Raw genomic sequence first — 26,014 nt, forward strand, 5'->3', positions numbered from 1 at the left:
AATTCAGGAGAATTGATCGGTGGAATTGCCGCGAAGGCAGGCTTTATCCTCCATCGCGACTGCCCGGAGGTTTGCCGGCGAATTGAGAGGGACTGCCGTGGGGCGACCGCGGGCGTGGGGTGGACACGCCCGCCACCGCTGCAGCGCGGGGCGCAGGGTTTCCGCGACCGCTGCGTGATCGGATTGATGGCGAGGCCGACCGCCGGCCGCGCCATGCGAGGGGAAATTCCATGACATCAGGCCAACGCCGCTCGTTCGCGCTTTTGTGCTCCGCGGCGCCCTTCGTCCTGACGCTCGCTTTGTCTGGATCGATTGCCTTTGCCGGTGGCGGCAACGGCGGACAGGGCTCCACGGGCACGCCCGGCGTGGGCGGCACCCTCGGCACCCCGCAAGGCACCGACGCAACCGGAAACAGTGGTGGTGGTGGCGGCGGTGCCGGTGGCGGCGCCGGCAGCGGTGGCAGCGGCGGCGCGACCGAGGCGGACGGCAGTATCGGCGGCAAGGGCGGCGACGGCGGCGTCCACGGCGCCAGCGGTTCGACCCTGTCGACATCCGATCTCACCGGCGCCAATGGCGGCGACGGCGGCGCTGGTTTGTTCGGCAACACCGCCATTGCCGGCAGCGGCGGCGGCGGCGGCGCGGGCGGCTATGGCGCCCTCATCAGCGGCGGCGGAACGGCCGAGGTCACAAGCGGACAGACACTCCAGGGCGGCGACGGCGGCAAGGGCGGGTATGGCGACAGCACCGGCAGTGCCTATAACGGCGACGGTGGCGACGGCGGCCTCGGGCTCTCCTTTACCGGAGACACGCTGACGAATGCCGGCACCATCGGCGGCGGCAATGGCGAGCGGGGTTACAAGGGTGGCGCCGGCGGCGGCGGCCTGCTGTTTTCCGGCAGCACCCTGAGCAATGCCGGCACGATCGGTGGCGGCAATGGCGGAATGGGTTTCAACACTTTCAGCGGCAATGGCGGTTATGGCATCAATTTTTCCGGCACCACGCTGACCAATACCGCGACCGGCATCATCACGGGCGGAAACGGCAATGGCGGTTTTGACGAGAGCGGTGCAGGCGGTGCCGGCCTTGTCTTTTCCGGAGAGACGCTGACCAACGCCGGTGCAATCAGCGGCGGCAATGGCGGGCTGCCCACTGTCTTTCATCGAGCCGGAGACGGTGGCGCCGGCCTTTCCTTCTCCGGCATCGTGCTGACCAACACCGGCACGATCAGCGGCGGCCTCGGCAGTGCGACGGCTGGCGGCGGTGGCGGTGGCGGCGGCCACGGCGTCGATGCCAACGGCGATGTCACCAATGATGGAGCGATCCGGGGTGGCGCCGGCGGCGACGGCGACAGCCGGATGTTCGTCGACAATGTGGTCCATGGCGGCCTCGGCGGCACCGGTATGACCATGGGTGCCGGCATCTTGACGAACACCAACAGCATCGTCGGCGGCAATGGCGGCCGGGGTGCCTCCGCGCCGAGCTGGACAGCCGGCAACGGCGCCGCGGGCGGCGCGGGCGTGGACGCAAACGGCACCACCATCATCAACAACGGCACGATCGCCGGCGGCACCGGCGGCGATCGTGGCGCCGGCCCCGACGGGACCAACCTCGACGGCGCCGGCGGCGTGGGCATTTCCGGCGCAAACCTTACCGTTACCAATTCCGGCACGATTTCCGGCGGCCTGGCCGGCGACGGCGCGCAGGCCGCCGCCATCGCTTTCACCGGCGGCAGCAACCGGCTGGAACTGTGGAACACATCGACCATCAACGGCGCTGTCGTTGCCACGATCGGCGCGAACGATCTGCTGGCGCTGGGTGGCACCGCCAACGGCAGTTTCGACATCTCCGGCCTGTCGCCGACAGGACAATACCGCGGCTTCGAACATTTCGAAAAGACCGGCAGCGGCACCTGGACGCTGCTCGGTACTACAGCGACCTCGACACCCTGGGTTCTGAAACAGGGCACGCTTTCCGTCGCATCCGACGTCAATCTCGGCGGCGGAGGCGGCAGCCTGACTTTCGACGGCGGTTTGCTGCAGGTCACCGGCACCAGTTTCACCAACACGGCACGCGCCATCATCTGGGGCAATGGCGGCGGCGGTTTCGATATCGCCGATGCCGGCAACAGCTTCACGCTGACGCAGGACTGGAGCAACGCGAACGGACATTTCTCCAAACGGGGCAACGGCACGCTGGTTCTGGGGGGCGATGTCGAGACCGCCGTCATGGATGTGACGGCAGGAACGCTGAAACTGGAGAATGGCGCAACATTGCGAGAACCGGTGCGCGCATTCGGTCCCGAAAACATCATCGGCGGCACTTCCGGCGCAGCAGTGATCGTCAGCGGTGCGAGCGAACTCGAGTTCTCCACCTCGCTTTATGTCGCCAGAAATGCCGGCGAAACCGGCACCCTCAAGGTCACCGGAAGCGGTTCCGTCATAGAGGCGTATATGATGGGCATCGGCCGATATGGCGATGGCGAATTGATCGTAGAGGATCAGGGGAAGGTCGACGCCCAATATTTGTATATCGCCTCAAGCGAATACGACACCACCAGCACGAACAGCAAAGCCACGGTTTCGGGCCTGGGATCGACAGTTGTTTCCGAGATAACGCAGGTCGCTGGTTACGGCTACGGAGCAAACGGCTCGTTGACGATCATGAATGGCGCATCCCTGACTGCGACCTTTTTTGTCAATCTGGCAACCAGTAATCCAACAGGCACCGCCTCGCTGAATATCGGTGCCGCCAGCACCGATCCCGCCGATGCCGTCGCCGCTGGCCAAGTCATCACCCCGACGGTGCAGTTCGGAGAAAACGGCGCCAGCCTCAACTTCAACCATACCGATGCCAACCACGAATTCGCCGCCGCATTGGCAAGCCAGGGCGCAGGAAAAGGGACGGTCAACCACTATAATGGCGTCACCAGCCTGACGGGCGACAGCACCGGCTTCTCGGGCAAGACGAATGTGGAAGGCGGAACACTGCGCGCCAACGGCATCCTCGGCGGGACGATGGCCGTGCATGCCGGCGGCACGCTGGGCGGCTCCGGTACGGTCGGCACGACGACCGTGGCCACCGGCGGGCATATCGCGCCCGGCAACTCGATCGGCACGCTGACAGTCAAGGGCGACCTCGCCCTCGCGACCGGGTCGGTCCTCGATTACGAGCTTGGCGGCCCGGGCGCCTCCACCGCCTCGCCCGGCATGAGCGACGGCATTGCCGTCACCGGCAATCTGACGCTCAACGGCACGCTGAACCTGGCGCAGAGCGGCAACCCCGTCGATGGCGCCGCCGGCTTCGGCTACTACCGGCTGATAACCTATGGCGGCACCCTTTCCGGCGGCGGCCTGACATTGGGAACGACGCCGGCGCTTGCCGATCCCGCCCTCTACGCAATCCAGACAGGCGGCGGCACTATCGACCTGCTCATCAGCGCCAATGGCGACGACACGTTGCAGCACTGGCAAGGCGGCGACGGCACCTGGAACGCCAGCAACCTGAAATGGCTCAACCAGGGCAGCATCGTGCCCGACGACTGGGCGGGCAACCATGCGGTGTTCAAGAACCAGCCGGGCGGCTTTTCCGGTGGCACCATCACGGTCGATGGCACGCAGAACTTCAAGGGCCTGCAATTCGTCGACAACGGCTATCGGCTGGAAGGCGCGGGCTCTATCGCCGTCGACAGTGCAGGCAGCGAAGTCCGCGTGCTGGCCGGTGCGACAGCCACCATCGCCACGACCATTGCCGGTGCCGGTGGCTTGACCAAGACCCAAGGCGGCACGCTCGTGCTGCAAGGCAGCAACAGCTACCAGGGCGGCACAACGATCAGCGGCGGCACGCTTTCTGTTTCCTCCGATGCCTATCTCGGTGCGGGGTCCGGCAAACTGACGTTCAATGGCGGCGCCCTTCAAATCACCGGCACCAGCTTTACCGGCACGGATCGCGACATTGCCTGGGCCGGCGGCGGGTTCGACATCGCCGATCGGGGCAACACCTTCACGCTCGGCCAGGACATCGTCGGCGACGGCGATTTGATCAAGCGTGGCGCAGGGACCTTGCGGCTTGGCGGCAACAATGCCTACGGCAACACGCTGGTCGCCGAGGGCATACTGGTTGGCGATACCAGATCGATCGCCGGCCATATCGGCAATGGCGGCACAGTGGTGTTCGATCAGGCAACCGACGGCAGCTTTGCCGGCAATATCGGCAGCTTCAACGGCACTGCCGGCGTCATGGTCAAGCAAGGTGCGGGCAACCTTGTGCTGACCGGTCACTCAGGTCTCGACTGGTCGCTAGAAGCGGGCGGCCTTACCACCACCGGACGCTTTGACGGCAACGCCGATATCGCCACCGGCGCATCACTCACCTTCGAACAGACGGCGAATGCTACCTATGACGGTGCGCTCGCAGGAAGCGGCGCGTTGATCAAGACCGGAACCGGAGCGCTGCTTTATGACGGCGATGGTTCAAACTTCACCGGCAACACGACGGTTGCCGGCGGCAGTCTGATCGTCGGTTCCGAGGCAAGGCATGGCAATGCGGTTCTGGGGGGCTCGTTCGACGTGCGGGCCGGCGGCACGCTGGGTGGCCACGGCATCGTCGGCTCCGGCACGGGCTCGATGGTGAAGATCGCTGCCGGCGGCACGATCGCGCCGGGCAATTCGATCGGCACGCTCACGGTTGACGGCAATCTCACCTTTGCGGCCGGCTCGACCTATGAAGCAGAGATCAATCCGGCGCGGCAAAGCGACCTGATCCATGCCAGTGGCACCGCCACGATCCAGGGCGGCACGGTGCATGCGGTCAAGGCCGGCGGTGTCTACACGCCGGGCAGTCGCTGGACGATCATCAGCGCGGATGGCGGCGTCACCGGCACATTCGACCGCCTCACCCAGGACATGCCCTTCGTGGACCTCGCGCTCGCCTACGACGCCAACAAGATCACCATCGACGCCACGCGCAACGCGGTGGCGTTCTGTGACGTCGCCCGGACGCACAACCAGTGCGCCACCGGCGGCGGCGTCGAAAGCAGCGGCGGCGGCAATCCCGTCTACGATGCCGTTGCCGCGCTCCCGGATGAAGACAGCGCACGCCAGGCGCTCGATGCATTGTCGGGCGAAATCCATGCGTCGGCCAAATCGGCGCTGATCGAGGACAGCCGTTTCGTGCGTGACGCCGTCAACGATCGCCTGCGCGCGGCCTTCGACGGCGCGGGAGCTCCTGTGACCCCGGTGCTGGCCTATGGCGAGGGCGGACCAACGCTGGCTTCCGCCGCCACCGACCGTTTCGCTGCCTGGGGAACGGCCTTCGGCTCCTGGGGAAGTTTCGACGGCGACGGCAATGCCGCCGGCCTGGATACGTCCAGCGGCGGTTTCCTCACCGGCTTCGACGGATCGATCACCGACGGCATCCGCCTCGGCATCGTGGCGGGCTATGGCCACACCAGCTTCAGCACCGAACGCGGCTCGGGCTCGATCGACAACTACCATCTCGGCCTCTATGCCGGCGCGCAGCAGGGCAATCTCGGCTTCCACTCGGGGCTTGCCTATACGTGGCATGACATCGAGACATCGCGGCGGGTTTCACTTCCCGGATTTGCCGACGGCCTGAGCAGCGACAGGGACGCCAGCACCTTCCAGGCCTTCGGCGAACTCGGCTATCGTATCGAGACGCCGGTCGCCGCCTTCGAGCCCTTCGCCAACCTCGCTTATGTCAACCTGCGCAGCGACGCCTTCACGGAAACAGGTGGCGCGGCGGCACTTGCCGGTCAAAGCGAGACGAGCGACACCACCTTCACCACACTGGGACTGAGGGCCTCGGCCGCCTTCGCGCTGGGTGCGACGGAGGCAACGGCGCGCGGCATGCTGGGCTGGCGCCATGCTTATGGCAGCGTCGTGCCGACCGGCACACATGCCTTCGCGACGGGCGACGCCTTCACCATAGCCGGTGTGCCGATCGCCAGGGATTCCGCGCTCATCGAGGCCGGGCTCGACGTCAGGCTAAGCGACAGCGCGACGATCGGCATCGCCTATCAGGGCCAGTTCGGATCCGGCGTCGCGCAGAACGGCCTCACCGCAAGGTTTGCGGTGAGGTTCTGATCGGGATGGCAACGGCCGATCTCATCGCAGACGGATTGCGCTAACCCGGCTCGACACCAGCGAAGGCCGACAACTGATAGTTCACCGGCAGGCCATGCCAGCCGGCCTCGCGGCGCTGCCAGAAGATTTCGCGCAGGCGAGACGCGATCGGCCCGGGCCGATCGTTGCCGAGGATGCGATCGTCGAGGCGGGCCGCCGGCATGATGCCGCCGGCGGTGGTGGAGAGGAAGACCTCGTCGGCCGCGCGCAATTCGTCGCCGGAGAAAGGGCGCACCTCGACCGGGATAGCCATTTCCTCGCAGAGTTCGATGACGGTGCGGCGCGTGATTCCTTCCAGCGCGCCGTGATCGGAAACCACCACCGTGCCGTCCAGCACCGCGAAGACGTTGTAACCCGGCCCCTCGGTGACGAAACCCTGATGGTCGAGCAGGATGGCGCCGTCCGCACCGCGATCATGTGCTTCGAACAGCGCTTGGGTCAGATCACCCCAATGGAAGTTCTTCACCCGCGGGTCGACGGAGCCGTCGGGAATGCGCGGCGTCGCGGCAATGATCAGATGCGCGCCGCGCAGTTGCACTTCCGGCGCGATCAGCCAGCCGAACGGCCGGGCGAACACGGCGATGTAGTTGCGCGCATTGGCCGGATGGCTGGGCAGGCCTGGCTTGGCCTTGCCGCGCAGGCAGTCCATGCCGACATAGGCGTCGCGCAGTTGCGACAGCGCCACGACGGCAAGCGCGATGTCGCGGATGTCGCCGTCGCTCTCCTGCGGCATGAAGCGCCAGGTCGTCATCGAGCGCCGGAAGCGGTCGATATGGTCATCGAGCCGGAAGAAATTGCCCTTCCAGACGCTCGCCACGTCATAGGTCACGTCGGAGCGGCGATAGGCCCAGTCGCCGATCGGGATGGCCGCCTCGGCCAGCGGCATGAAACGGCCGTCAATATAGGCCGCGCCGCCAATAAAACGGTCCTTTTCTTTCAGCGCCTCGGCGAAGGCTTCGGCAATCTCCGGCTTCATGCGTGCATATCCCTGATCAGCGGGAAGAGGATGTCGAGCATCTCGTTGGCCTCGGTTTCGCTGATGACCAGCGGTGGGCAGAGCGCCAGGCGGCCGTCGCGGGCACGGATGATCAGGCCCTTGTCGAGCGCCTTGCCGACGACACCTTGCGTCACCGTGTCGGGCAGGCGCGTGCGCTCCTTCTTGTCGGCGACCAGTTCCAGGCCGATCATCAGGCCGAGCCCTTCGACCGTGCCGACATGCGGCAGAGCCAGGAATTCACCCTGCAGCCGGCCCAACATCAGGCGATGGATGCGGCCGACATTGTCTTCGATGCCGTCATGGTCGTAGGCGTCGAAGGCCGCGTTGGCCGCCGCCATGGCGAGCGGGTGACCGCTGTGCGTAAAGCCGGACAGCCGCGCGCCGGTCAGCACGTCGACGATGCGACGGCTGACGATCGCCGCGCCGCACGGCACGTAGCAGGAATTGATGCCCTTGCCGGTCACCAGCAGGTCCGGCACCAGACCCCAATTGTCGGCGGCGAAACGCGGCCCGGTGCGGTGGAAACCGGTCATCACCTCGTCGAGGATGAGCAGCACGCCGTAGCGGTCGCAGATCTCGCGCACCAGCGGCCAGTAGCCGGGCGGCGGTGGCACGTAACCACCGACACCGATGATGGGTTCGGCGAGAAACGCCGCCACGCTGTCCGGGCCTTCAAGCTCGATCGCCTCGGCAAGCTGGTCGGCTGCCAGTTTCGCATAGGCTTCCGGGTCGATGCCGGCGCCTGAGCGGTAGAGGTTCGGAGCCGGGATGTGGACATGCCCCGGGATCAGCCGCTGGATCGAGGTCTGGCCGCCCATCGCCATGCCGGTCGCGGCCATCGCGCTCGCCGTGCCGCCGTGATAGCCCTTGTAGCGCGAGATGATCTTGGTCTTTGCACGCCCGAGCCGCGACCAGTAGAGCCGCACCATGGCAAGGGCTGCCTCCATCGCCTCCGAGCCGCCGGAGGTGAACAGGACATGGTCGAGATCGCCGGGCGCGCTTGCCGCCAGCCGCGCCGCGCAGGTGATCACCTGCGGGTGGCTGAACTGGTAGAAGATCGAGAGATAGGACAGCTCCTCGGCCTGCGCCTTGATGGCGTCGACCAGCCGCCGGTAGCCATAGCCGAGATTGACGCAGTTGAGCTGCGAGCGGCCGTCGATGAAGCTGCGCCCGGTCGTATCGTAGAGCCGCACGCCTTCGCCACGGCTGACGATGAAGTCGATGTCCTGGTGCACCGGATGGTTGGGGTGCAGCACATGGGCGCGGTCGAGTGCGAAGAGGTCGTTGAGAAGCGGCTGATCCATGGCTGGCTCCTCAGGCAGCTGCGCTACGGCCGGGCGCAATCAGTCCCGCGGCCGTCCAGCGGTCGAACGTCTCCATCACCGCGTCGCTGAAGGCGCGGTCGTTGATGTGGGCGTTCACCGTGGCGAGTTCGACATTCGGCCCGAGCTGGCCGGCGATCGCTTCGCAGAAGGACGCATGGCCTTCCGGATCGTGCATGGGATTTCCCGGCCGGTCCCATTCGTTGACACCCTGCAGCGGCAGCACGAAGGCCGTCCGGCCCTTTGCCTGGTTGAGCTTTCCGGCGATCACTTCGGCAATCGCCAGCTTGTCGGCCCTGCTTGTCGGAGCGCCGCCGATCAGCCGGTTGTGGGCGTAGAATCTTTCCGCGTTTTCGGCCGACATCGGCGCCCAGGGGCGATGGTCGACGCTGTCGATGGCGCCCGGCGCGACGATCTGCGGAATGCCGAGCCTGCCCGCCGTCTCCAGCCTGGTTGGCCCTGCCGAGACGGCGCTGCCCAGTGCATGGTTGGAGACTTCGATCAGCGACAGGTCGAGCACGGCGACCAGCCGTCCCTGTTCGGCCAGCGCTTCCAGCGCCTGCCCACCCAGACCGACCGTATGGAAGACGATCACCTCATAGCCGCGCGCTTCCAGCGCCGGCTTCAGCGCGCCGAGATATTTCAGGCAGGAGGAGCCGAGCGAGGAAATGCCCACGGCCGGCCGCTCCCAGCGCACCTTGCCGCGGTTGGCGAGCGCGGCGCCCACCGCAGCACCTGCAGCCTGGCGCAGCACCGAGCTGCAGGCCGTGTTCAACCCCCACAGCCCACCGGCCCACAGGATCATCATCAGGTCAGGCGCGATGCGTTCGGCCGGAATGATGTGCGAGAATGACACCGAGGAGACGATCAGCTTGGCGACGCCGAGCGGCAGTGCCTTGGCCACCTCGAGGCCGAGATCGGTGCCCATGGTGCCGCCGATGATCAGCACGCCGTCGATCTCGCCGCGGCTGGACATGTCGGCGGCGAGTGCGGCCGCGCCCGTCGCCATTTTCTGCAGGGCGAGGTTCTCCTCGCCGAGCGCTGCGATGTCGGCAAGAGTCATGCCGGCCGCTGCGGCCACCGCATCATGATCGATGTCGGGGGCAATGCCGGGCTCGCCCAGCACGCCGACATCCATGATGCGCGTCGCCTGTCCGAGAGCCTCGATCTCCCTGCGCAGGAAGGCCAGTTCCTCGGCCTTGGTGTCGGCCGTGCCTATCAGAAGAATAGTGACTGTCGGTTGCAAATGATCGTCCTGTCCCGGCATGCGTTTATGATCTCAACGCGCGTTATTCAGTATTGCTGTCAAGCGCCAGGTCGCCGGAGCGGCCGAGCGCGAAGCGCAGCACCAGATAGTAGGCGATGCCGATCGCCAGCCAGACGACGCCGAGCGTCATCGCCGCGCTGCTCAGCCCCGACAACACGTAGGCGATGACGCAGAAACCCAGTGCCGGCAGCAGCCAGTGTCGCACCATCTGCCTGGATTTGCGCTGTACACCGTAGAAAACAATCACCGCGGCGTTGACGAACAGGAAGGCGACCAGCGCGCCGAAATTCACCAGCGACAGCAGCGTGTCGAGATGCGAGACGAAGCCGAGCGCAATCACCGCCATCACCACCGCCATGAACAGCACCGCAACATAGGGTGTCTGGTAACGCTTGTGGATGAGTGCCAGCGGCGCGGGAAGCTGGCGGTCGCGGGCCATGGCGTAAAGCACGCGCGATACAGCAGCCTGTGGCGGGATCGACGAGCCGATACCGGTGCCGAGCCCGACGGCGATCGTCACTGGCAACGCCAGCCACGGCACCCGCGTTTCGACGATCTTGAAGGCCGCCGCACTGGCATCCTCGATCGTCATGCCCACGGAGAGGTCGGTCAGCAGCCAGCCGACAGCGATATAGAGGCCACCCATGATGAGCAGGCAGATGATGGTGGCGCGACCGACCACCCGGCTGTCGCCGCCGCTCACCTCCTCGGCCAGCGTCGAGATCGCGTCGAAGCCGAGGAAGGTCAGCACCGCCACCGAAGCACCCGCTACGGCAAGGCTCATGCTGACGCCTTCGGGCGGCAACAGCGGCGCGAGCGTCAACCCGCCGGCACCGGCGCCGCCATAGAGCACCGCCAGTCCCGATATGACGAACAGCGCCACCACCGCGACCAGGATCGCGGCGATGATCATGTCTGCCCGGGTGGTGATCTTGATGCCGAGAAGATTGACCGTCGTGGAGATTGCCAGGAAGATCACGACCCAGGCCTCGACAGGCACGGCCGGTATGGCCGAATTCAGCACCACCCCGCCCAGCAGGATCATCAGCGCCGGCAACAGCACATAGTCGAGCAGGATCGCCCAGCCGGCGATGAAGCCAAACGCCTGGCCCATCGAGCTGCGCGCGTAATGGTAGACGGAGCCCGCGACCGGCACGGCATTGGCCATGGCGGCGTAGCTCAGGCCGGTCAGGATCATTGCCAGGCAGCCGATCAGATAGGCCAGCACGACCATGCCTTGCGAGGCCTCGCGGACGAAACCATAAACCGCGAAGATCGCGATCGGGCTCATGAAGACGATGCCGTAAAGCACGAGGTCGATCAGCCGTAACGTACGGCGCAGTTCCTGCTTGTATTGGATGCTCACGGCCGCTCCCTCCCCTTTGGCGCCGAATGGCCGCGATCGAGGCAAACGCCTGCCGCAGCACGTCCGCCCTGCCGATCCTCCCGATCAGCGGACGCCGTGATGATTTTTGTAGGACGCCAGACCCTGCGGCAGAAATGAAAAGGTCGAATGCCCATATTCGCGAGGCGAATACAGGCTTCGCTCAGATTAGAAAATTATATGGTCACAGCGAAGCCAGGAAGCGGCGTTCGCCTCCCTCGAGCACGGCAGCCGTCAGCACGTTGCTTTCATAGGCCCTGGTGTCGACATTGATCCGGTTGCAGTGGACCTGCGGCAGATCGACGGGCGTATGCCCATGCACGACAAAACGCTCGAACAGCCCGGCATGCGTCAGGAATTCGTCGCGGATCCACATCATGTCGTGCGGTGTCTGCTCGCCGAGCGGCACGCCGGGCCGCAGCCCACCATGCACGAACAGATAGTCGTCGCGCTCGAACGAGGCTGGAAGGCCGCGCAGGAAATCGAGGTGGCGCGGCGGCATCGCTGCGCGCAGCGCGTCGGCAAGTGCGGGAAGCTGCCGCTCGTCAGGCGTCTCCTGTGGCGGTTCAACGCCGTATGCGGCGAGCACGGCCTTGCCGCCGAAGCGCAGCCAGACGGAACCTGCCCACAGATCGGCGCCATCCACGAAGCGCAGCAACAGGTCTTCATGATTGCCCTTGAGGCAGACCGTGGCGAGCGGCAGCTGCGCTGCGCCATCGATCGCAAAATCCAGCACCGCGACCGAGCCCGGGCCACGGCTGATGTAATCACCGAGCAGCACCAGTTCCGGTTTCTCGACGGGAAAGCGCGCAAGGTCTGCCACGATGCGCGCGATGAGCACGTCGAGCAGGTCGGCGCGACCATGAACATCGCCAACCGCATAGACACGCCGGCCGGGCTGCAGCCGTGGTCGTCCCGTCATGCGCCAATCCGGCGTGGCATCGAAGTCCGATCTGAGTGCGGTTTCAGCCATCACACGGTCTCGCTGAAGCATTCGGCGATCTGGCGGCGAAGCCATGCATGCGCCGGTTGGTTGGTGAGGTAGCGGTGCCAGATCATCAGGCATGGCACCGGATCGAGCGCAAAAGGCAATTCGAAGGGCCGCAGACCTTCGAGGCCGGAATAGATGTCGGCGTGGCGGGTCGCGACCCGCCGCAGCACGAAGGTCACCAGGTCGGTGTTGCGCAGCACCGCGCTCGCGGCAAACAGATGCTGTACCGTCATGACCGTCTGCAGCTCGACGCCCTTGCGGGCGAGCGCTTCGCCGACGGCGCTGGCCGCGGCCCTGCGTGGCCCGATGCCGACGCAGGGCAAACTGCGCAGCACCTGTGGCGTCAGCGGCGCGTCGAAGAGCGGGTGGTCTTCGCGCGCCAGCCCGCAATAGGTGTCGACGAGCAGCTCTTCCGTCAGGTAGCCGGGCGGCAGTTCGCGCACCGGGCCGATCACCAGGTCGAGCGCGCCTGTTTCAAGCTGGTCGAAGAAGCCGAGATCGTCGTTGGTGTGCATATGCAGGCTGACCGACGGCGCCGCCGAACGCAGGCGCTGGGCCAGCGGCGCCATGATCATGGTCGAGGCATAATTGTAGATCGCGACATTGAAGGCGTCGGTGGCCGTCGCCGGCTCGAACACCTGAGGCGCCAGCGCCGCCTGAAGCTGGCTCAACATCTGCCGAACCGGCCCTGCCAGTGCCAGCGCGCGCGGCGTTGGCCGCATACCGCCATCACCCCGTTCGAACAACTCGTCCTTGAGCAGATGCCGCAGCTTGTTGAGAGCATGGCTGACCGCCGGCTGGCTCAGCCCGATGCGCGCGCCAACCCTGGTGACGCTCCGCTCCTGGATAAGAGCGTCGAAGACAACGAGCAGGTTCAGGTCGAAGCGCGATAAATTCATCTCGCGAATATTCGTACAGCGTTTTTTCGCACTGTCGATGGGCCAGTCGCGCGGCACTGTTGCAGCCTATGCTGCACGACAACCCGGTATCAGGCTTCGATCGGACCCTGCCGCGGGAGATCAGGCCGGCTGCAGCGACAGCGCCGCACGGTTGTAGCTGCGCACGACGTTGCGCACCGCCTCGACCATCAGCGCGTGCGGCGTCACCTCGACCTTGCCGGCGGCGACGGCGGGATACAACGTCGCCAGGTTCTGGCTGATCAGGGTTTCCGGAATGACGCGGCCTTCCAGGCGCTTGAGCAGAGCATCGACGGCGGCCGAAGCCTGCGGGTGCGGCCAGTAATAACGGATGCGGTCGCTGTAGGAGAAATGGCGCTGCAGGCGCAGGTCGTCGGCGTCGCCATGATAATATTTCTCCCAGTTCTTCGGCTCGGCCAAAAGCAGCTTTTCCATCTTGCCGCGCAGGGTCTCCTCTTCCGGCAGGCGGTCGAGGAAGGCAGCAATCTGGTCGAGGCCGAACAGCGCTTCGCGTAGGGCGAAGGTGAGGCCGGGGCCGACCTTGAGGATGGCGAAGCCGTCATGGACCAGCGCCGCCAGCGCGTCCTGCGGCTGGTAGTCGGTCGAGTGCGCCTCGAAGACGAATTGCGGCATCTGCCTGAGCACGCCGCTCAGCACTGTAGCCTTGGCGCTGTCATAGACGACGACATTCTCGTTGCCGAATTCAACGCCGGGCTGCACCACCACACCGATGGCGCGGGCGAACGCATCCTGAAGCCCGAGTGCCGCGAAGGCGCGGCGATGGATCTCGACCGTCTCGATGGCGGCCGCCGGCGTGGTCAGTTCCAGATGATCGAGCGCTTCCATCGCACCGCCCGGGATCGGCACCTCGGTGCCGATGATGTAGACCGGCAGGTCATAGCCGGCCTCGGCCGCCGCCGTTTCCGCGACCTTGGCAAGCCGTGCTGCGCGTTCGGCCGTCACCGCGTCCGGCAGTGCCACCGGCTCGCCAAGACAGCCCATCGAGGTGTCCAGGTGGATCTTGGTGAAGCCGGCGCGGACGAATGCGTCCATCATGACGTCGGCGCGCTGCATCGCCTCGTCGGCGGGCAGATGTTTCCACGGATTGGGGCCGAGATGATCGCCGCCGAGGATCAGGCGGCTGGTGTCGAAGCCGAGACGCGCAGCGATGTCCTCGACGAAGCCGCGGAAATCCGCCGGCGTCATGCCGGTATAACCGCCTTCCTGGTTGACCTGGTTGCAGGTGGCTTCGATCAGCACATCCGTTGCGGTGGCGATGCCTTCCAGAAGGGCGGCCTCGATGACCAGCGGATGGGCCGAGCAGATCGAAGTGATGCCGCCGCGCTCGCCCCTTGCGTAACGGGCGGGAAGGCCGGCGAGTCTGCTTGTCGCGCTCATGCCGCAACTCCTTGGCTGTTCAGGAAGGTCTCGATTTCGGCCATGGTGGAGGTGCCCTCCATCGGCCCCTTGACACTGACGGCGCGCGCACCGGTGGCATTGGCGATGGTCAGCGCCTTGCCCGGCGCCATGCCGCGCAACCAGCAAGTGACGAAGGCCGCGCCGAAGCTGTCGCCGGCGCCGGTCGGATCGACCTCCTCGACCCGGAAGGCCGGGGCGGAGACTTCCCCGTCGCGGTCGAAATAGCTGGCGCCCTCGGCGCCGCGCTTGACGACGATGGCCTGGATGCCGCGCTCGAGCAGTTCGTCGATCGCCGCCGCCTCCTTGGTCGCCTTGGTGAACAGGAACATCTCCGGGCCACTCGGCATGAACAGGTCGGTGTTTTCGAGCGCGTGGACGAGGGCTTCGCGCATGCCGGGCAGGTCCAGCATCTCCTTGCGGATGTTGGGGTCGAAGGAGACGGTGCCGCCCTTGGCCTTGATGCGCTGCGTCGCCGCGAAGATCGCCGACACGATGCCGTCGAAGAACAGCGCCGAGCCCATGATGTGCAGGTGGTCGGCGCTATCGATGAGCGCTTCGGCCTCCGGCGTCAGGCCGATGGCGCTGCAGGCGCTGTGGCGGATGTTGTAGATGAAATCGCGGTTGCCATCCGGCCGATAACGCACGAAAGCGCTGCCGGTGGCCGCCGTCGGGTGCACGCCGATGGCCGAAACGTCGGCGCCGTCGCGGCGCAGCCGCTCGACATTGAGCACGCCGAAATCGTCATCGCCGACGGCGCTGACGATGCCACAGGGCTGGCCGAGCTTGGCCGTCTGGTCGATGAAGATCGCCGGTGCGCCGGAAGCGAACGGACCAATGAGCGGGATGGCGGTGGTGAAGCCGTGCCCCGGCTCGACGGCCATGATCTCGACGACGATCTCGCCGATGGTGATGATCTTTTTCATGATTGCATTCCGGTGGGGATGAAGCCGATGAGGGGCAGCGCCGCGATCGCGCTAAAAGGGAGCCTCATATGCAATGGCCCCGCTCAAGCCCGCGCCGATTTGCTGCGCACGTCGAGCCAGACGGCAACGAGGATGACGGCGCCCTTGACGATGAGCTGGTAGAAGTACGGCACCGACAGCATGTTCATGCCGTTGTTGATGACGCCGATGATCAGCGCGCCGAGAATGGTGCCGACAATGGTGCCGACGCCGCCGGCGAGCGAGGTACCGCCCAGAACCACCGCGGCGATGGCGTCGAGCTCGTAGCCCGTGCCGGCATTGGTCTGCGCCGACGACAGCCGCGAGGACAGCAGCATGCCGCTGATCGCCGCCATCATGCCCGAAATGGTGAAGACGATAATCTTGATGCGGTCGACGCGGATGCCGGAATAGATCGCCGCTTCGCGGTTGCCACCGGTGAGATAGACCTGGCGCCCGAAGATCGTCTTCGACAGGATGATGTGGTTGACCACGAACAGCACCGCCATGATCCAGATGATGATCGGGATGCCGAGGAAACTTTCGCCGCCGATGGCGAGCCAGGTGTCGTTCTCGATCATGGCGGGCGCGCCGTTGGTCGGCAGGCTGACCATGCCGCGATAGATGCCCATCGTCGCCACCGTGACGATGAAGGAAGGCAGCATCAGCTTGGCCGACAGCGCACCGTTGAGCGCGCCCATCAGCGCACCGGCGGCCAGCGTCAGCGCCACCGCCGGTACGAAGCCGAAGCCCATGGCGAAAGCCTGCGCCGCCACCATGCCGGAAACCGCGATGATGGAGCCGATCGACAGGTCGATGTCGCCGAGCAGGATGACATAGGTCATGCCGTAGGCTGCGACCGCGATGACCGCGACCTGCTGCATGATGTTCATGAAATTGTTGAAGGCCAGGAAGCGCGGGCTCATCACCGAGAACACGACGCACAGCACGGCCAGCGAAATGATGATGCCGCCATACTGGCGCACCGTCGGCGAGGCCAGAAACGAGCGGCGAACCTCGGCGTCGGCGGCTTTTTTCTGGATGTCCTGAACATTGCTCATGCGTGTATCCCCGCTGCATAGGTCATGACGGTTTCGGGTGTGAGGCCATCGGCATCGAGCACGGCGGCGACGGATTTGTTGTGCATCACCACGACGCGGTCGCTGAGGCCCAGCACCTCCGGAAGCTCGGAGGAGACCATCAGGATCGCGGTGCCGCTGGCGGCGAGTTCGCGGATGATGCGGTAGATCTCGAATTTGGCGCCGACATCGACGCCGCGGGTCGGCTCGTCGAGGATCAGCACGCGCGGCTTGATCTGCAGCCATTTGGCCAGCACGATCTTCTGCTGGTTGCCGCCGCTCAAGGACCCGGTGGTGGTGTCGATCGAAGCCGTCTTGATAGAAAGACGCTTGACCTCGCCCCTCGCCGCTTCGCGCTCGGCCGCCCCCCGCATCAGGCCGAGCGGCCCGGTCAGCTGGCCGAGCCCGACCATGTTGATGTTGCGCTCGACGCTGTGCAGCAGCACCAGGCCTTCTTCCTTGCGGTTCTCGGTGACAAAGGCGATGCCCTTGCGGATCGCCTGCGCGGGCGAACGCAACGCCACCGGCTTGCCGTCGAGCTGGATTTCGCCCTGCGGCGCAAGCATGCCGAACAGCGCCTTCATGACGTCCGAACGTCCCGAACCGACGAGGCCGAACAGGCCGACGACCTCGCCGGGCTTCACGTCGATGGAGACGTCGCGGAACTTGCCGGCGCAGGAAAGGTTCTTCGTCGCCAGCACCGGCGGCGTCTCGGGCGACGGGCGTGGCGCTTCGCGCGGCGGATAGATGTCGTTCATGGCGCGGCCGACCATCAGCGTGATCAGCCTGTCGATGCTGGTCTGGCTCTTCTCGGTCGTCGTCACGTATTCGCCGTCGCGCATCACGGTGATGTCGTCGGAGAGCCGCATTATCTCTTCCATGCGGTGGGAGATGTAGATCACCGCCTTGCCCTGGCTTTTCAGCCGCTCGATGATGGCGAACAGGATTTCCGCCTCGCTGTCGGACAGCGACGAGGTCGGCTCGTCGAGGATAACGACGTCGGCCGGCAGGCTGAGACCCTTGGCGATCTCGACCAGCTGGCGCTGGGCGATCGACAGGTCGCCGACCTTGGCGCGCACATCCACCGGCAGTCCGAGACCGCGGATGAGTTGCGCGGCCGCTTCATTGAGCGCGCGGTCGCGGATGAAGCCGAAGCGGCTCGGCTCGTGGCTGGCGAAGATGTTCTCGGCCACCGACAGGTTGCGGCTAAGGCTGAGTTCCTGGAAGACGATGGAAATGCCGTGTGCACGCGCGTCACGCGGATTGCGCGGCGTGTAGGCCTTGCCGTCGAGCACGATGCGGCCGGCCGTCGGCGTGAAGACGCCGGCGAGGATCTTCATCAGGGTGGACTTGCCGGCGCCGTTCTCGCCGAGCAGCGTGTGCACGCGCCCGCGCCGCACCGTGAGGTTCATGCGCTTCAGCGCCGCGACCGGGCCGAAAGACTTGGCGATGTCGTGGATCTCGAGCACCACGTCGCCGGTTGCATCTCCTGCATTTGCGGCGTTCTGGCTGGTGGCTGTCACGGATTGCTCCTCCATAGGGCGGAATGCGATCAAGACGGCATTCCGCGGCATGCGCGAGCGTCGGCCGGCATCGCCGGAGAAAGGACGGCGGCGCGTTCCGCCACCGTCCTTTGCCTTATCTTACTTGGTTTCGCCGTCCTTGGTGACGACGCCCGGAACGATCGGCTGCTTGGCCTCGACCGTCTCGCCCTTGATGACCTTGGCCGCGGTCTGGACCGCGACCTTGCCCATCTGGTCCGGATATTGGGCGATGACGCCCACCATGACCGGATCGTTCTTCACGGCGTTGCGGGCTTCTTCCATGCCGTCGAAGCCGATCACCTTGACCTGCGCGTCGAGCTTGGCGGCCTTGACCGCGGCAGCGGCGGCCAGTGCTGCGTCATCGCCGAAGCCGAAGATGCCGACGATGTCGGGATTGGCCTGCAGGATGTTCTGCGCGGTGGCCAGCGCCTCGGGACGGGTGATGCCCGGCTGGATCGCGACGATCTTGACGTCCGGATGCTTCTCCAGGCCCTTCTTGAAGCCTTCGACGCGGTCGACCACGGACTGCACGGTCGGATAGTCGATGACCGCGACATTGCCCTTGCCGCCGATCGACTTGGCCATCAGCTCGGCCGCCTTCTCGCCACCGGCGAAATTGTCGGTTCCGACGAAGGAAGTGACGTCGACATTGTTGGCCGGCACATCGACGGTGATGACCTTGATGCCGGCCTTCTCGGCCTTGGTGATGGCCGCCTTCACGCCCTTGGAGTCCACCGGCGAGATGATGATGACGCTGACGCCCTTGGTGATGAAGTCCTCGACATCGGCGAGCTGCTTGGACAGGTCCTGGTTGGCGATGGCGACTTCGAGCGGCACCTTCTCGGCTTCGGCTTCCTTCTTCATCGCGTCGGCGAGCGAAATGTAGAACGGATGCTGCTGCGTGAGCAGCGATGCGCCGATGCCTTCGGCGGATGCGATGCCGGCCATCATGGCGAGGGCGGCGCCCGAAAGAAGAATACGGCCAAGCGTTTTGCGAAACATGAGTTCCTCCATGGGGCTGGCGCTGCCCAGCCCATTGTTGATCTGAACGCGAAAGATGCGCCTCCCGCCTTGCCGGCCAATATCGGCCGCTACCTCCAAGGCAGGAATTGGGCCCGATATCGAGCCATCCTTCAGATGCGGCATTACCTCCTACGTGTCAACTTATTTTTTTACACGCGATAAAAACTTGCGGAACACAACAAATAAGGCAACTATCCTGGCAATTGAAAACGCATCGCACAGGAAACAACCGCTTCGGGTCCGCCTGAGGCTTGCTTCGGTCAAGAAATAATTTTACGCATGAAAATAAATCGATTTATCCCGTTCGAGGCGCACGGCCACAGGCGAGGAAGCCGAGCATGAGCGAACAGAAGGTCAGGACCATGGAAGAGTTCGCGGCGGCCACCGGCCTGTCGCGGCCGACGGTGTCGAAATACTTCGACAATCCCGACAATGTGAAGCCGTCGACCCGGGCGCGCATCGAGAAGGCGCTCAAGGACTACGACTACCGGCCCAACATCTTCGCCACCAGCCTCAACCGCAAGCAGCCAAAGAACATCGGCGTGATCGTGCCGCACATCTCCGACCCCTTCTATGCCGAGGTGGTGCGCCAGATCGAGATGCGCTGCCTGGCCGAAGGCTACTGGGCGATCGTGTTGTCCTCGCATGGCGAGCGCAAGCTGGAGGCGCGCGCCATGCGCACGCTGATGTCGCTCAACATCGCCGGGGTGCTGATGGCGCCGCTCGGCTTCGAGACCGACGCAACCCTTCTGGCCAGCCTGGTCAACACCATGCCGATCGTCTTCCTCGACAACCGGGTCAACCCCGACCAGTCCTTCGTCGGCACCGACAACCGGCAGAGCATGGGCATGATCACCGAATATCTGTGCCGCACCGGCGAGCACCCGTGCTTCCTGGAAATGCCGGCGGTCAACCAGAACGCGCTGGAGCGCCGCGCCGCCTACATCGCCACCATGGAGCGGCTCGGCATCGATCCGATCGTGCTGCCGGTCTCGGCCAAAGGCTGGGAGTTCGAGGAGCTCGGCTACCGCGAGGCCGGCCGCATCCTGGACAGCGGCGGCTTTCCGACCCGCACCGTGCTGTGCGCCAATGACCGCCTCGCCTTTGGCGTGATCGCCGCTGCCTTCGAGCGCAAGCTGCAGGTGGGGCGGGACGACGGCTGCGAACTGCGCGTCGCCGGCCATGACGACCATCCGCTCAGCCGCTTCACCTGCCCGCCGCTGACCACGGTGGCGCAGGACTACCAGGGCATCGCCGCCACCGGCGTCGACATGCTGTTCACCCGCATCGCCGGCGGCCCGGACGCCGGCAAGGCAGAGATCAAGCAACTTGAGGCGAAGCTCATCATGCGCGGTTCGGCGTAGACAGCGACACGCCGCCATTGGTTCAGACAGGTTTATTTCCGCTGGAAGCGCATGGCCGAGAGGCTTGAGATGTCGACGGACGATTGTCGTCCAGCAGCCAGTTCCGAAAGGACCTTTCCGGCCATCGGGCCCGGACCAAAGCCGTGACCGCTGAACCCGGTTGCGACGAGCAGGCCTGCCACGCCATCGACGGGTCCGAGTGCCGGAATGACATCAGGCAGGACGTCGATGATCCCCGCCCAGCATGTCTCGATCTCCAGATCGGCCAGCATCGGAAAGAGTTCGGCAAATTCACGACGCGCCTGTTCGACGCGAAAAGCCTCCGGTTGCGGCTGGTCACGGCTCGGCGGGAAATCCGCCAGCGGCGAGTTTGTCCCGCGCGGCAGCAGCCGCTTCATCGGAGCAAGATAGTCTATGCGCGCCGCATCGGGATTGGACTTTCGCGTTGCCTCGTACCAGCGCATGTGACGCCAGGAATCCAGACGCAGATCGTATTCGCCGCCCGCGACCGAGATCACATAAGCCCCGTTCACGTCCTGGCGGATACCGGTCTGCTGGCCTGATACGCAGGCAGCAATTCGCTCGCCGGGCCGGGCGACGGTCCGTGCGACTGTTGCCCGTATGAATTCCTGCGGCAGGTTCAACCCAATTTTGCGCAACAGCGCAGCGCTACCAGCGCCTGCGGCGGTGATGACCGTGCCTGCCCGGTGGAGCTGATCACCAATCTGTATGCCGGAGACTTTGCCGGCACTCACGTCGATGCGACTGACCAGTTCGCCGAAGCTGACGGCCACGCCCAGTTCGAGTGCGGCATCCAAAAACGCACGGGTCGCGCGGGTCGGCTCGGCTTTCCCGTCGGTCGGCGTGTACATCGCGCCGACGACCCCGCGACCGCTCGCCAATTGAGGCACCAGGGCATGGGTTTCACCTGCCGACAGCATACGCGTATCGAGGCCAAACTCCGCTGCCGCGCGCCGTTGCCAGTCACGCCGGGAAACAAGATCAGCTTCGCTGAACGCCAGCGAAAGGTTGCCGCCTTGCTGCCACCCTACCCTGCGCCCCAGCTCTGCTTCGATCCCTTCCCAGATCCGCAAGGCGCCGATCATCAACGAAAGCTCGCGGAAGTCCCGGTTCTGTTGGCGAACAAAACCCAGATTACGACCCGACTGCGCCGATCCCGGCGCGTCGCGTTCCACGAGCAGAACGCGCATGCCCTTCTTGGCAGCGTAGTAGGCCGCCGAGCATCCGACGATACCCCCGCCAATGACGATCACGTCCCAGTCACGGCCGGATTGCGTTGCCATCGACATGCCGCGTCACTGTACCCTGGAAAGGAACGCCCGGGTGCGATCGAAAGCCGGACTGTCGAGAATCTCGGCAGGCTTGCCGCATTCGACGATCTTGCCTCCTTCCATGAAGGCGATGCGGTGGCAGACCTCACGCGCGAACGACATTTCGTGCGTTACGACCATCATCGTCATGCCTTCCGAGGCGAGATCGCGCATCACATCGAGCACTTCTCCAACCAGTTCCGGATCGAGAGCGCTGGTCGGTTCGTCGAAAAGGATGACTTTCGGCTTCATGGCCAAGGCACGGGCAATGGCAACGCGTTGCTGCTGCCCACCGGAAAGCATGCGGGGATAGTTGTTCATCTTGTCCGACAGCCCGACCCGGGTGAGCAGCCTGACCGCCTGCTCTTCGGCCTCCTTGCGCGGAATGCGCAGCACATGGACAGGCGCTTCCATCACATTCTCGAGTGCGGTCTTGTGGCCGAACAGGTTGAAATTCTGGAAGACCATCGCGATGCGAGCGCGCTGCCGCGCGATCAGTTTCTCAGGCAGTTCGTGGGCGAGATTGCCGGCGCGCCTGTAGCCGATCAGGTCCCCATCGACCGTTATGCTGCCACGTTCGATCCGCTCGAGGTGATTGACGCAGCGCAGAAGCGTCGACTTGCCCGAGCCTGACGGCCCGATCAGGCTGATGACTTCGCCTGAGGACACTGTGAGGTTGATATCGCGCAGAACAGGCAGGTCGCCGAAATTCTTGGACACCCGGTCGAACACAATCATGGGAGCACGCATGGCTGGTCTGTCTTCTGGTGGAGAGTGCATCATGTCGAGGCGTTTCGCGAACGGGCGAAGTGCCGTTCGATCCGGTTTTGCACCCAGCTGAGGATGGTCGTTGCCAGCAGGTACCAAAGGCAGGCGACGATCAGCAACGGGATGGTCTGGAAGTTGCGAGAGTAGATCGTCTGCACTGAATAGAGCAGGTCCGAGAGCGAAATCACGCTGACCAGCGACGACGTTTTCAGCATGCCGATCGTCTGATTTCCCGTCGGCGGGATGATCACGGGCATGGCTTGCGGCAATACGATGCGCCACAGCGCCTTTCTCGCCGTCATGCCCAGCGAGGTCGCAGCCTGCCGCTGGCCGGGGTCGACCGAAAGCAGGCCGCTGCGGATGATCTCGGACATGTAGGCACCCTCATTCAGGCCCAATCCCAGCACGGCTGCAGTGATCGGCGAGATGAGGGTGTTGGTGGGTACCGATACCCCCCACGACGTGAAGGGCACGCCGATGGAAAGTTCGGGGAACAGGGCTCCCAGATTGTACCAGAAGATCAGCTGGACCAGGACCGGCGTGCCGCGGAAGAACCAGATATAGGCGTTGGCCACGGTCGAGATCACGGTGTTCCTGGACATCGCCATGACCGCGAAGACCGTCCCCAGAACAACACCGATCACCATCGTCACGATGGTGAGCCAGATGGTGAGGTAGAGCCCGGAAAGAATGCGGGCATCGAAGAGATATTCGCCAACGACTGGCCAGCCGAAGTTGGCGTTTCCTCCGATGGAAACCAGGAAATAGACTACCGCCAACGACAGCAGCACCGCGGCTGCCCGGGTTCCCCAGGCGCGGGCTGGGACGTAAGTCAACATTGGCTCGTCCGACTGGGGGGAACCGGTGGACGCTCGATCATCTTGCGTGGCTATGGACATGGTCGCTCAAACACTTGTGCGGGAAAGGGGGGACGGTAATCCCGTCCCCCGCCGGCACTATTTAGCCGGTACGGTCTCAAGGTTGATACCGGGCTCGTGATCCATCTTCATGGGATCGACGCTCCAGGCAGAATAGATCTTGTCATAGGTGCCGTCGGCGCGGACCTCCTTGAGCGCGGCCAGCAATGCCTTGCCCAGGTCTTCCTCATTCTTGCGGAAAGCGATTCCGCTCGGCTTGCGCGGCAGGATGGGCATCGGCACGACCTTCACCGGGTTCGGCGCCGCCTTCTTGATCTCCTGTGCGGATGCCGCGGAGGTCAGCACGAAATCGGTGCGCCCCGAATAGACGGAGAGAAGTGTCGCGTCCGACGTTCCGAATTCGGAGACTGTCGGCGCGGGTTTTCCGGCTTCGGTGCATGCCGTCGCCAATTCCGCGGTGATCATTCCGACCCATTCGGTTCCGCTCTGCGCCGCGCCCTTCAGGCCGCACAGTGCCAGATGGTCATTGATGTCCGCGCCCTTCGTCTCGAGCACATAGGCGGACGACGTCGTATAGCCGTAGTCGACGAAGCTTACGACCGCCTGGCGTTCCGCGTTGTCGGTGATGCCTTCCATGGAGACATCCCAGCGGCCGGACTGAACGCCCGGGATCATCGAGTCGAACGACACCGACGTCACGTTCATCTTCACTTTCAGCCGTTCCGCGATCGCGTTCCACAGATCGACCTCGAAACCGACCATCTTGCCGGTGTCGTCGATATACTGGAACGGCGGATACTTGGCGTCCGTCACCAGGTTGATGACGCCGGCGTCGCGATATTTCTTGGGCAGGAGGTCGGCCGCGCCCTCCGCCTTGGCGGCGCCGGCTGCCAACATCAGTCCCGAAACGGCTATCGCGAAACTGGCTGCGGTTTTGCTGCGCCAGCATTCATTGTTCTTCTTCATTACCAGTCTCCCATTGTTGTTATGACCCCGCCTGTCGACTCGCAGCCGGGACCTGCTTCATTCGGTCCGGCCCCCTGCGGCTGCCGGACCCGTCGCCATCAGCCGATGACGAAGGGGTTGGCGATCTCTTCCGCGGTCGAGAGCCAGACGGCCTTGGTCTGCAAGAACTCGCGGATCCCCTCGATCCCGTTCTCGCGGCCGATACCGCTCTTTTTGTAGCCCCCGAAGGGGGTGGTGTAGGACACATCCCGATAAGTGTTGACCCACACGCTGCCGGCTTCCAGCCGCTCGGACATCAGGATCGCGCGGCGCATGTCCGCGGTCCAGACGCCAGCCGCCAGGCCGAACTCGCTGTCGTTCGCAATTGCGATAGCCTCTTCCGGCTCATCGAACGGAATCGCCGCAAGGACGGGACCAAAGACTTCCTCGCGCGCGATGCGCATGTCGTTGTTGACGCCGGCGAAGATCGTCGGCTCCACGAAATATCCCGCTTCGCATTCGGCGATGTCGGGACGCTTGCCTCCGAGGATCAGGTCGGCGCCTTCCTGGACGGCGATGTCGATATAGCCGAGGACCTTCTCATACTGCATCGAATTGGCGATCGGCCCGATGCGCGTGTCGGCGTGCCTGGGATCGCCGATCCGCGCGGTCTTGGTGAATGCCGTGAGTTTCTCGAGGAACTGGTCGTGAACCTTGCGATGCAGCAGAAGGCGCGAGCCGGCGATGCAGGTCTGGCCCACCGCGCCGAAGATGCCGCCGACGACACCGCGAACGGCATTGTCGAGGTTGGCATCGTCGAAAACGATGTTCGGCGACTTGCCGCCGAGCTCCAGGCTGACGCGTTTGATGTCCTTTGCCGCCAGCGAATAGAGATACGCGCCGGTCCTGGTGGAACCGGTGAAGCCGACATGGCGCGTGAGAGGGTGGGTCACCAGTGGTTCACCCACCTCCGGACCATAACCGGTGACGACGTTGATCACGCCCGCCGGAAAGCCTGCCTTCTCGACCAGTTCCATCAGCTTGATCGCGGTCGCAGACGTATACTCGGCCGGCTTCATCACCAATGTGCAGCCGGCAGCCAGAGCCGGCGCCGCCTTGAGCGAGAAGAGGAACAAGGGCGCGTTCCACGGCACGATGCCGACGCAGACGCCGAGCGGTTCGTGTCGGGAGAAACTCAACGCGTTCTTGTCGCAAGGGTGAACCGCGCCCTCGATCTTGTCGGCGAGGCCTGCGTAATAATGATACCAGCGCGGGATGTAGCGGATCTGGTGTCGCATCTCGGCCAGCAGCCGGCCATTGTCGCGCACCTCGATCTCGGCGAGCGCATCGGCATTTTCCTCGATCAGCTCGGCGAAGCGCTGGATAACGCGGCCCCTCAGGCTTGGATGCATCGTGCGCCAGGGGCCTTCGGTAAAGGCCTTGTGAGCGGCGCGTACGGCCCGGTCGGCATCCTCGGCATTGCCGCGCGGCACCAGGGCCCAGGGCTTCGCGGTGAAAGGATCCACGGTTTCGATATACGCCCCTGAAGCCGGGGCCACCCATTCACCGCCGATATACATGGATAGTTTTGGCAGGCTCTCGGTCGGCATGACCCCTCCTTGATACGAACTTCTGCATGAGCGGCCTGCTTCAAGACACCATTTCTCGATACATTTGGCCGGATAGTGATATCACTTTAAAAGT

At 64.7% G+C, this 26,014-nt stretch carries 18 protein-coding genes; 2 read left to right on the top strand and 16 right to left on the bottom strand.

Annotated features, from left to right (window positions below):
* Nucleotides 1–230: 230 nt before the first annotated feature.
* Nucleotides 231–6,101 (top strand): autotransporter domain-containing protein, encoded by a 5,871-nt coding sequence (locus AC3WTO_RS24695; RefSeq protein ID WP_492463613.1) that lies wholly within the window; start codon nt 231–233, stop codon nt 6,099–6,101.
* A gap of 40 nt (nt 6,102–6,141) precedes the next feature.
* Here the strand turns inward: AC3WTO_RS24695 and AC3WTO_RS24700 are convergent, their stop codons facing one another.
* The 11 genes from AC3WTO_RS24700 to AC3WTO_RS24750 all read right to left on the bottom strand — a co-directional run bounded on the left by AC3WTO_RS24700 (nt 6,142) and on the right by AC3WTO_RS24750 (nt 19,003).
* A complete protein-coding gene (locus tag AC3WTO_RS24700; protein ID WP_492463612.1) occupies nt 6,142–7,116 on the bottom strand; it encodes an aminotransferase class IV in 975 nt (324 codons plus the stop codon).
* The gene (locus AC3WTO_RS24705; protein WP_492463611.1) at nt 7,113–8,441 is read right to left on the bottom strand and encodes an aminotransferase family protein; all 1,329 of its coding nucleotides are present in this window, start codon (nt 8,439–8,441) and stop codon (nt 7,113–7,115) included. The genes AC3WTO_RS24700 and AC3WTO_RS24705 overlap by 4 nt, the downstream gene beginning before the upstream one ends.
* A 10-nt stretch (nt 8,442–8,451) precedes the next feature.
* A complete protein-coding gene (locus AC3WTO_RS24710) occupies nt 8,452–9,705 on the bottom strand; it encodes a Tm-1-like ATP-binding domain-containing protein (protein WP_492463610.1) in 1,254 nt (417 codons plus the stop codon).
* A 43-nt stretch (nt 9,706–9,748) separates the two neighbouring features.
* Nucleotides 9,749–11,092: an APC family permease gene (locus AC3WTO_RS24715; protein ID WP_492463609.1), complete on the bottom strand. Its 1,344-nt coding sequence runs from the start codon at nt 11,090–11,092 to the stop codon at nt 9,749–9,751.
* A 202-nt stretch (nt 11,093–11,294) separates the two neighbouring features.
* Nucleotides 11,295–12,083 (bottom strand): metallophosphoesterase family protein, encoded by a 789-nt coding sequence (locus tag AC3WTO_RS24720; RefSeq protein WP_492463608.1) that lies wholly within the window; start codon nt 12,081–12,083, stop codon nt 11,295–11,297.
* Entirely contained in the window at nt 12,083–13,000 is a 918-nt protein-coding gene (locus tag AC3WTO_RS24725; protein WP_492463607.1) for a LysR family transcriptional regulator, read from the bottom strand. Before AC3WTO_RS24725 ends, AC3WTO_RS24720 begins: the two co-directional genes overlap by 1 nt.
* Nucleotides 13,001–13,120: 120 nt before the next feature.
* Nucleotides 13,121–14,416, bottom strand: a complete 1,296-nt coding sequence (locus AC3WTO_RS24730; protein WP_492463606.1) for a D-tagatose-bisphosphate aldolase, class II, non-catalytic subunit — start codon at nt 14,414–14,416, stop codon at nt 13,121–13,123.
* Nucleotides 14,413–15,360, bottom strand: a complete 948-nt coding sequence (locus tag AC3WTO_RS24735) for a tagatose kinase (RefSeq protein WP_492463605.1) — start codon at nt 15,358–15,360, stop codon at nt 14,413–14,415. The genes AC3WTO_RS24730 and AC3WTO_RS24735 overlap by 4 nt, the downstream gene beginning before the upstream one ends.
* Nucleotides 15,361–15,443: 83 nt before the next feature.
* Nucleotides 15,444–16,439, bottom strand: a complete 996-nt coding sequence (locus tag AC3WTO_RS24740) for an ABC transporter permease (protein WP_492463604.1) — start codon at nt 16,437–16,439, stop codon at nt 15,444–15,446.
* Nucleotides 16,436–17,995, bottom strand: coding sequence for a sugar ABC transporter ATP-binding protein (locus AC3WTO_RS24745; RefSeq protein ID WP_492463713.1), 1,560 nt, complete (start codon nt 17,993–17,995; stop codon nt 16,436–16,438). The genes AC3WTO_RS24740 and AC3WTO_RS24745 overlap by 4 nt, the downstream gene beginning before the upstream one ends.
* A 105-nt stretch (nt 17,996–18,100) precedes the next feature.
* Complete coding sequence (locus AC3WTO_RS24750) at nt 18,101–19,003, bottom strand: substrate-binding domain-containing protein (RefSeq protein WP_492463603.1); 903 nt, start codon at nt 19,001–19,003, stop codon at nt 18,101–18,103.
* A 359-nt stretch (nt 19,004–19,362) separates the two neighbouring features.
* Between AC3WTO_RS24750 and AC3WTO_RS24755 the strand changes: the two genes are divergently transcribed.
* Nucleotides 19,363–20,388 carry a LacI family DNA-binding transcriptional regulator gene (locus AC3WTO_RS24755; RefSeq protein WP_492463602.1) on the top strand — a complete coding sequence of 342 codons (1,026 nt, stop codon included), beginning with the start codon at nt 19,363–19,365 and terminating at the stop codon, nt 20,386–20,388.
* 32 nt (nt 20,389–20,420) lie between these two features.
* On the opposite strand, the gene AC3WTO_RS24760 is transcribed toward AC3WTO_RS24755, so the two are convergent.
* The 5 genes from AC3WTO_RS24760 to AC3WTO_RS24780 all read right to left on the bottom strand — a co-directional run bounded on the left by AC3WTO_RS24760 (nt 20,421) and on the right by AC3WTO_RS24780 (nt 25,920).
* A complete protein-coding gene (locus tag AC3WTO_RS24760) occupies nt 20,421–21,698 on the bottom strand; it encodes an NAD(P)/FAD-dependent oxidoreductase (RefSeq protein WP_492558440.1) in 1,278 nt (425 codons plus the stop codon).
* 6 nt (nt 21,699–21,704) lie between these two features.
* Entirely contained in the window at nt 21,705–22,469 is a 765-nt protein-coding gene (locus AC3WTO_RS24765; protein WP_492463600.1) for an amino acid ABC transporter ATP-binding protein, read from the bottom strand.
* A gap of 29 nt (nt 22,470–22,498) precedes the next feature.
* On the bottom strand, nt 22,499–23,326 hold the full coding sequence (locus AC3WTO_RS24770) for an amino acid ABC transporter permease (RefSeq protein ID WP_492463599.1): 828 nt from the start codon (nt 23,324–23,326) through the stop codon (nt 22,499–22,501).
* Nucleotides 23,327–23,443: 117 nt separating this feature from the next.
* Complete coding sequence (locus AC3WTO_RS24775; RefSeq protein WP_492463598.1) at nt 23,444–24,331, bottom strand: ABC transporter substrate-binding protein; 888 nt, start codon at nt 24,329–24,331, stop codon at nt 23,444–23,446.
* A 98-nt stretch (nt 24,332–24,429) separates the two neighbouring features.
* A complete protein-coding gene (locus tag AC3WTO_RS24780) occupies nt 24,430–25,920 on the bottom strand; it encodes an aldehyde dehydrogenase (RefSeq protein ID WP_492463597.1) in 1,491 nt (496 codons plus the stop codon).
* Nucleotides 25,921–26,014: the final 94 nt, after the last annotated feature.

It is taken from the genome of Mesorhizobium sp. EU05-FHT14A09 (assembly GCF_058790995.1).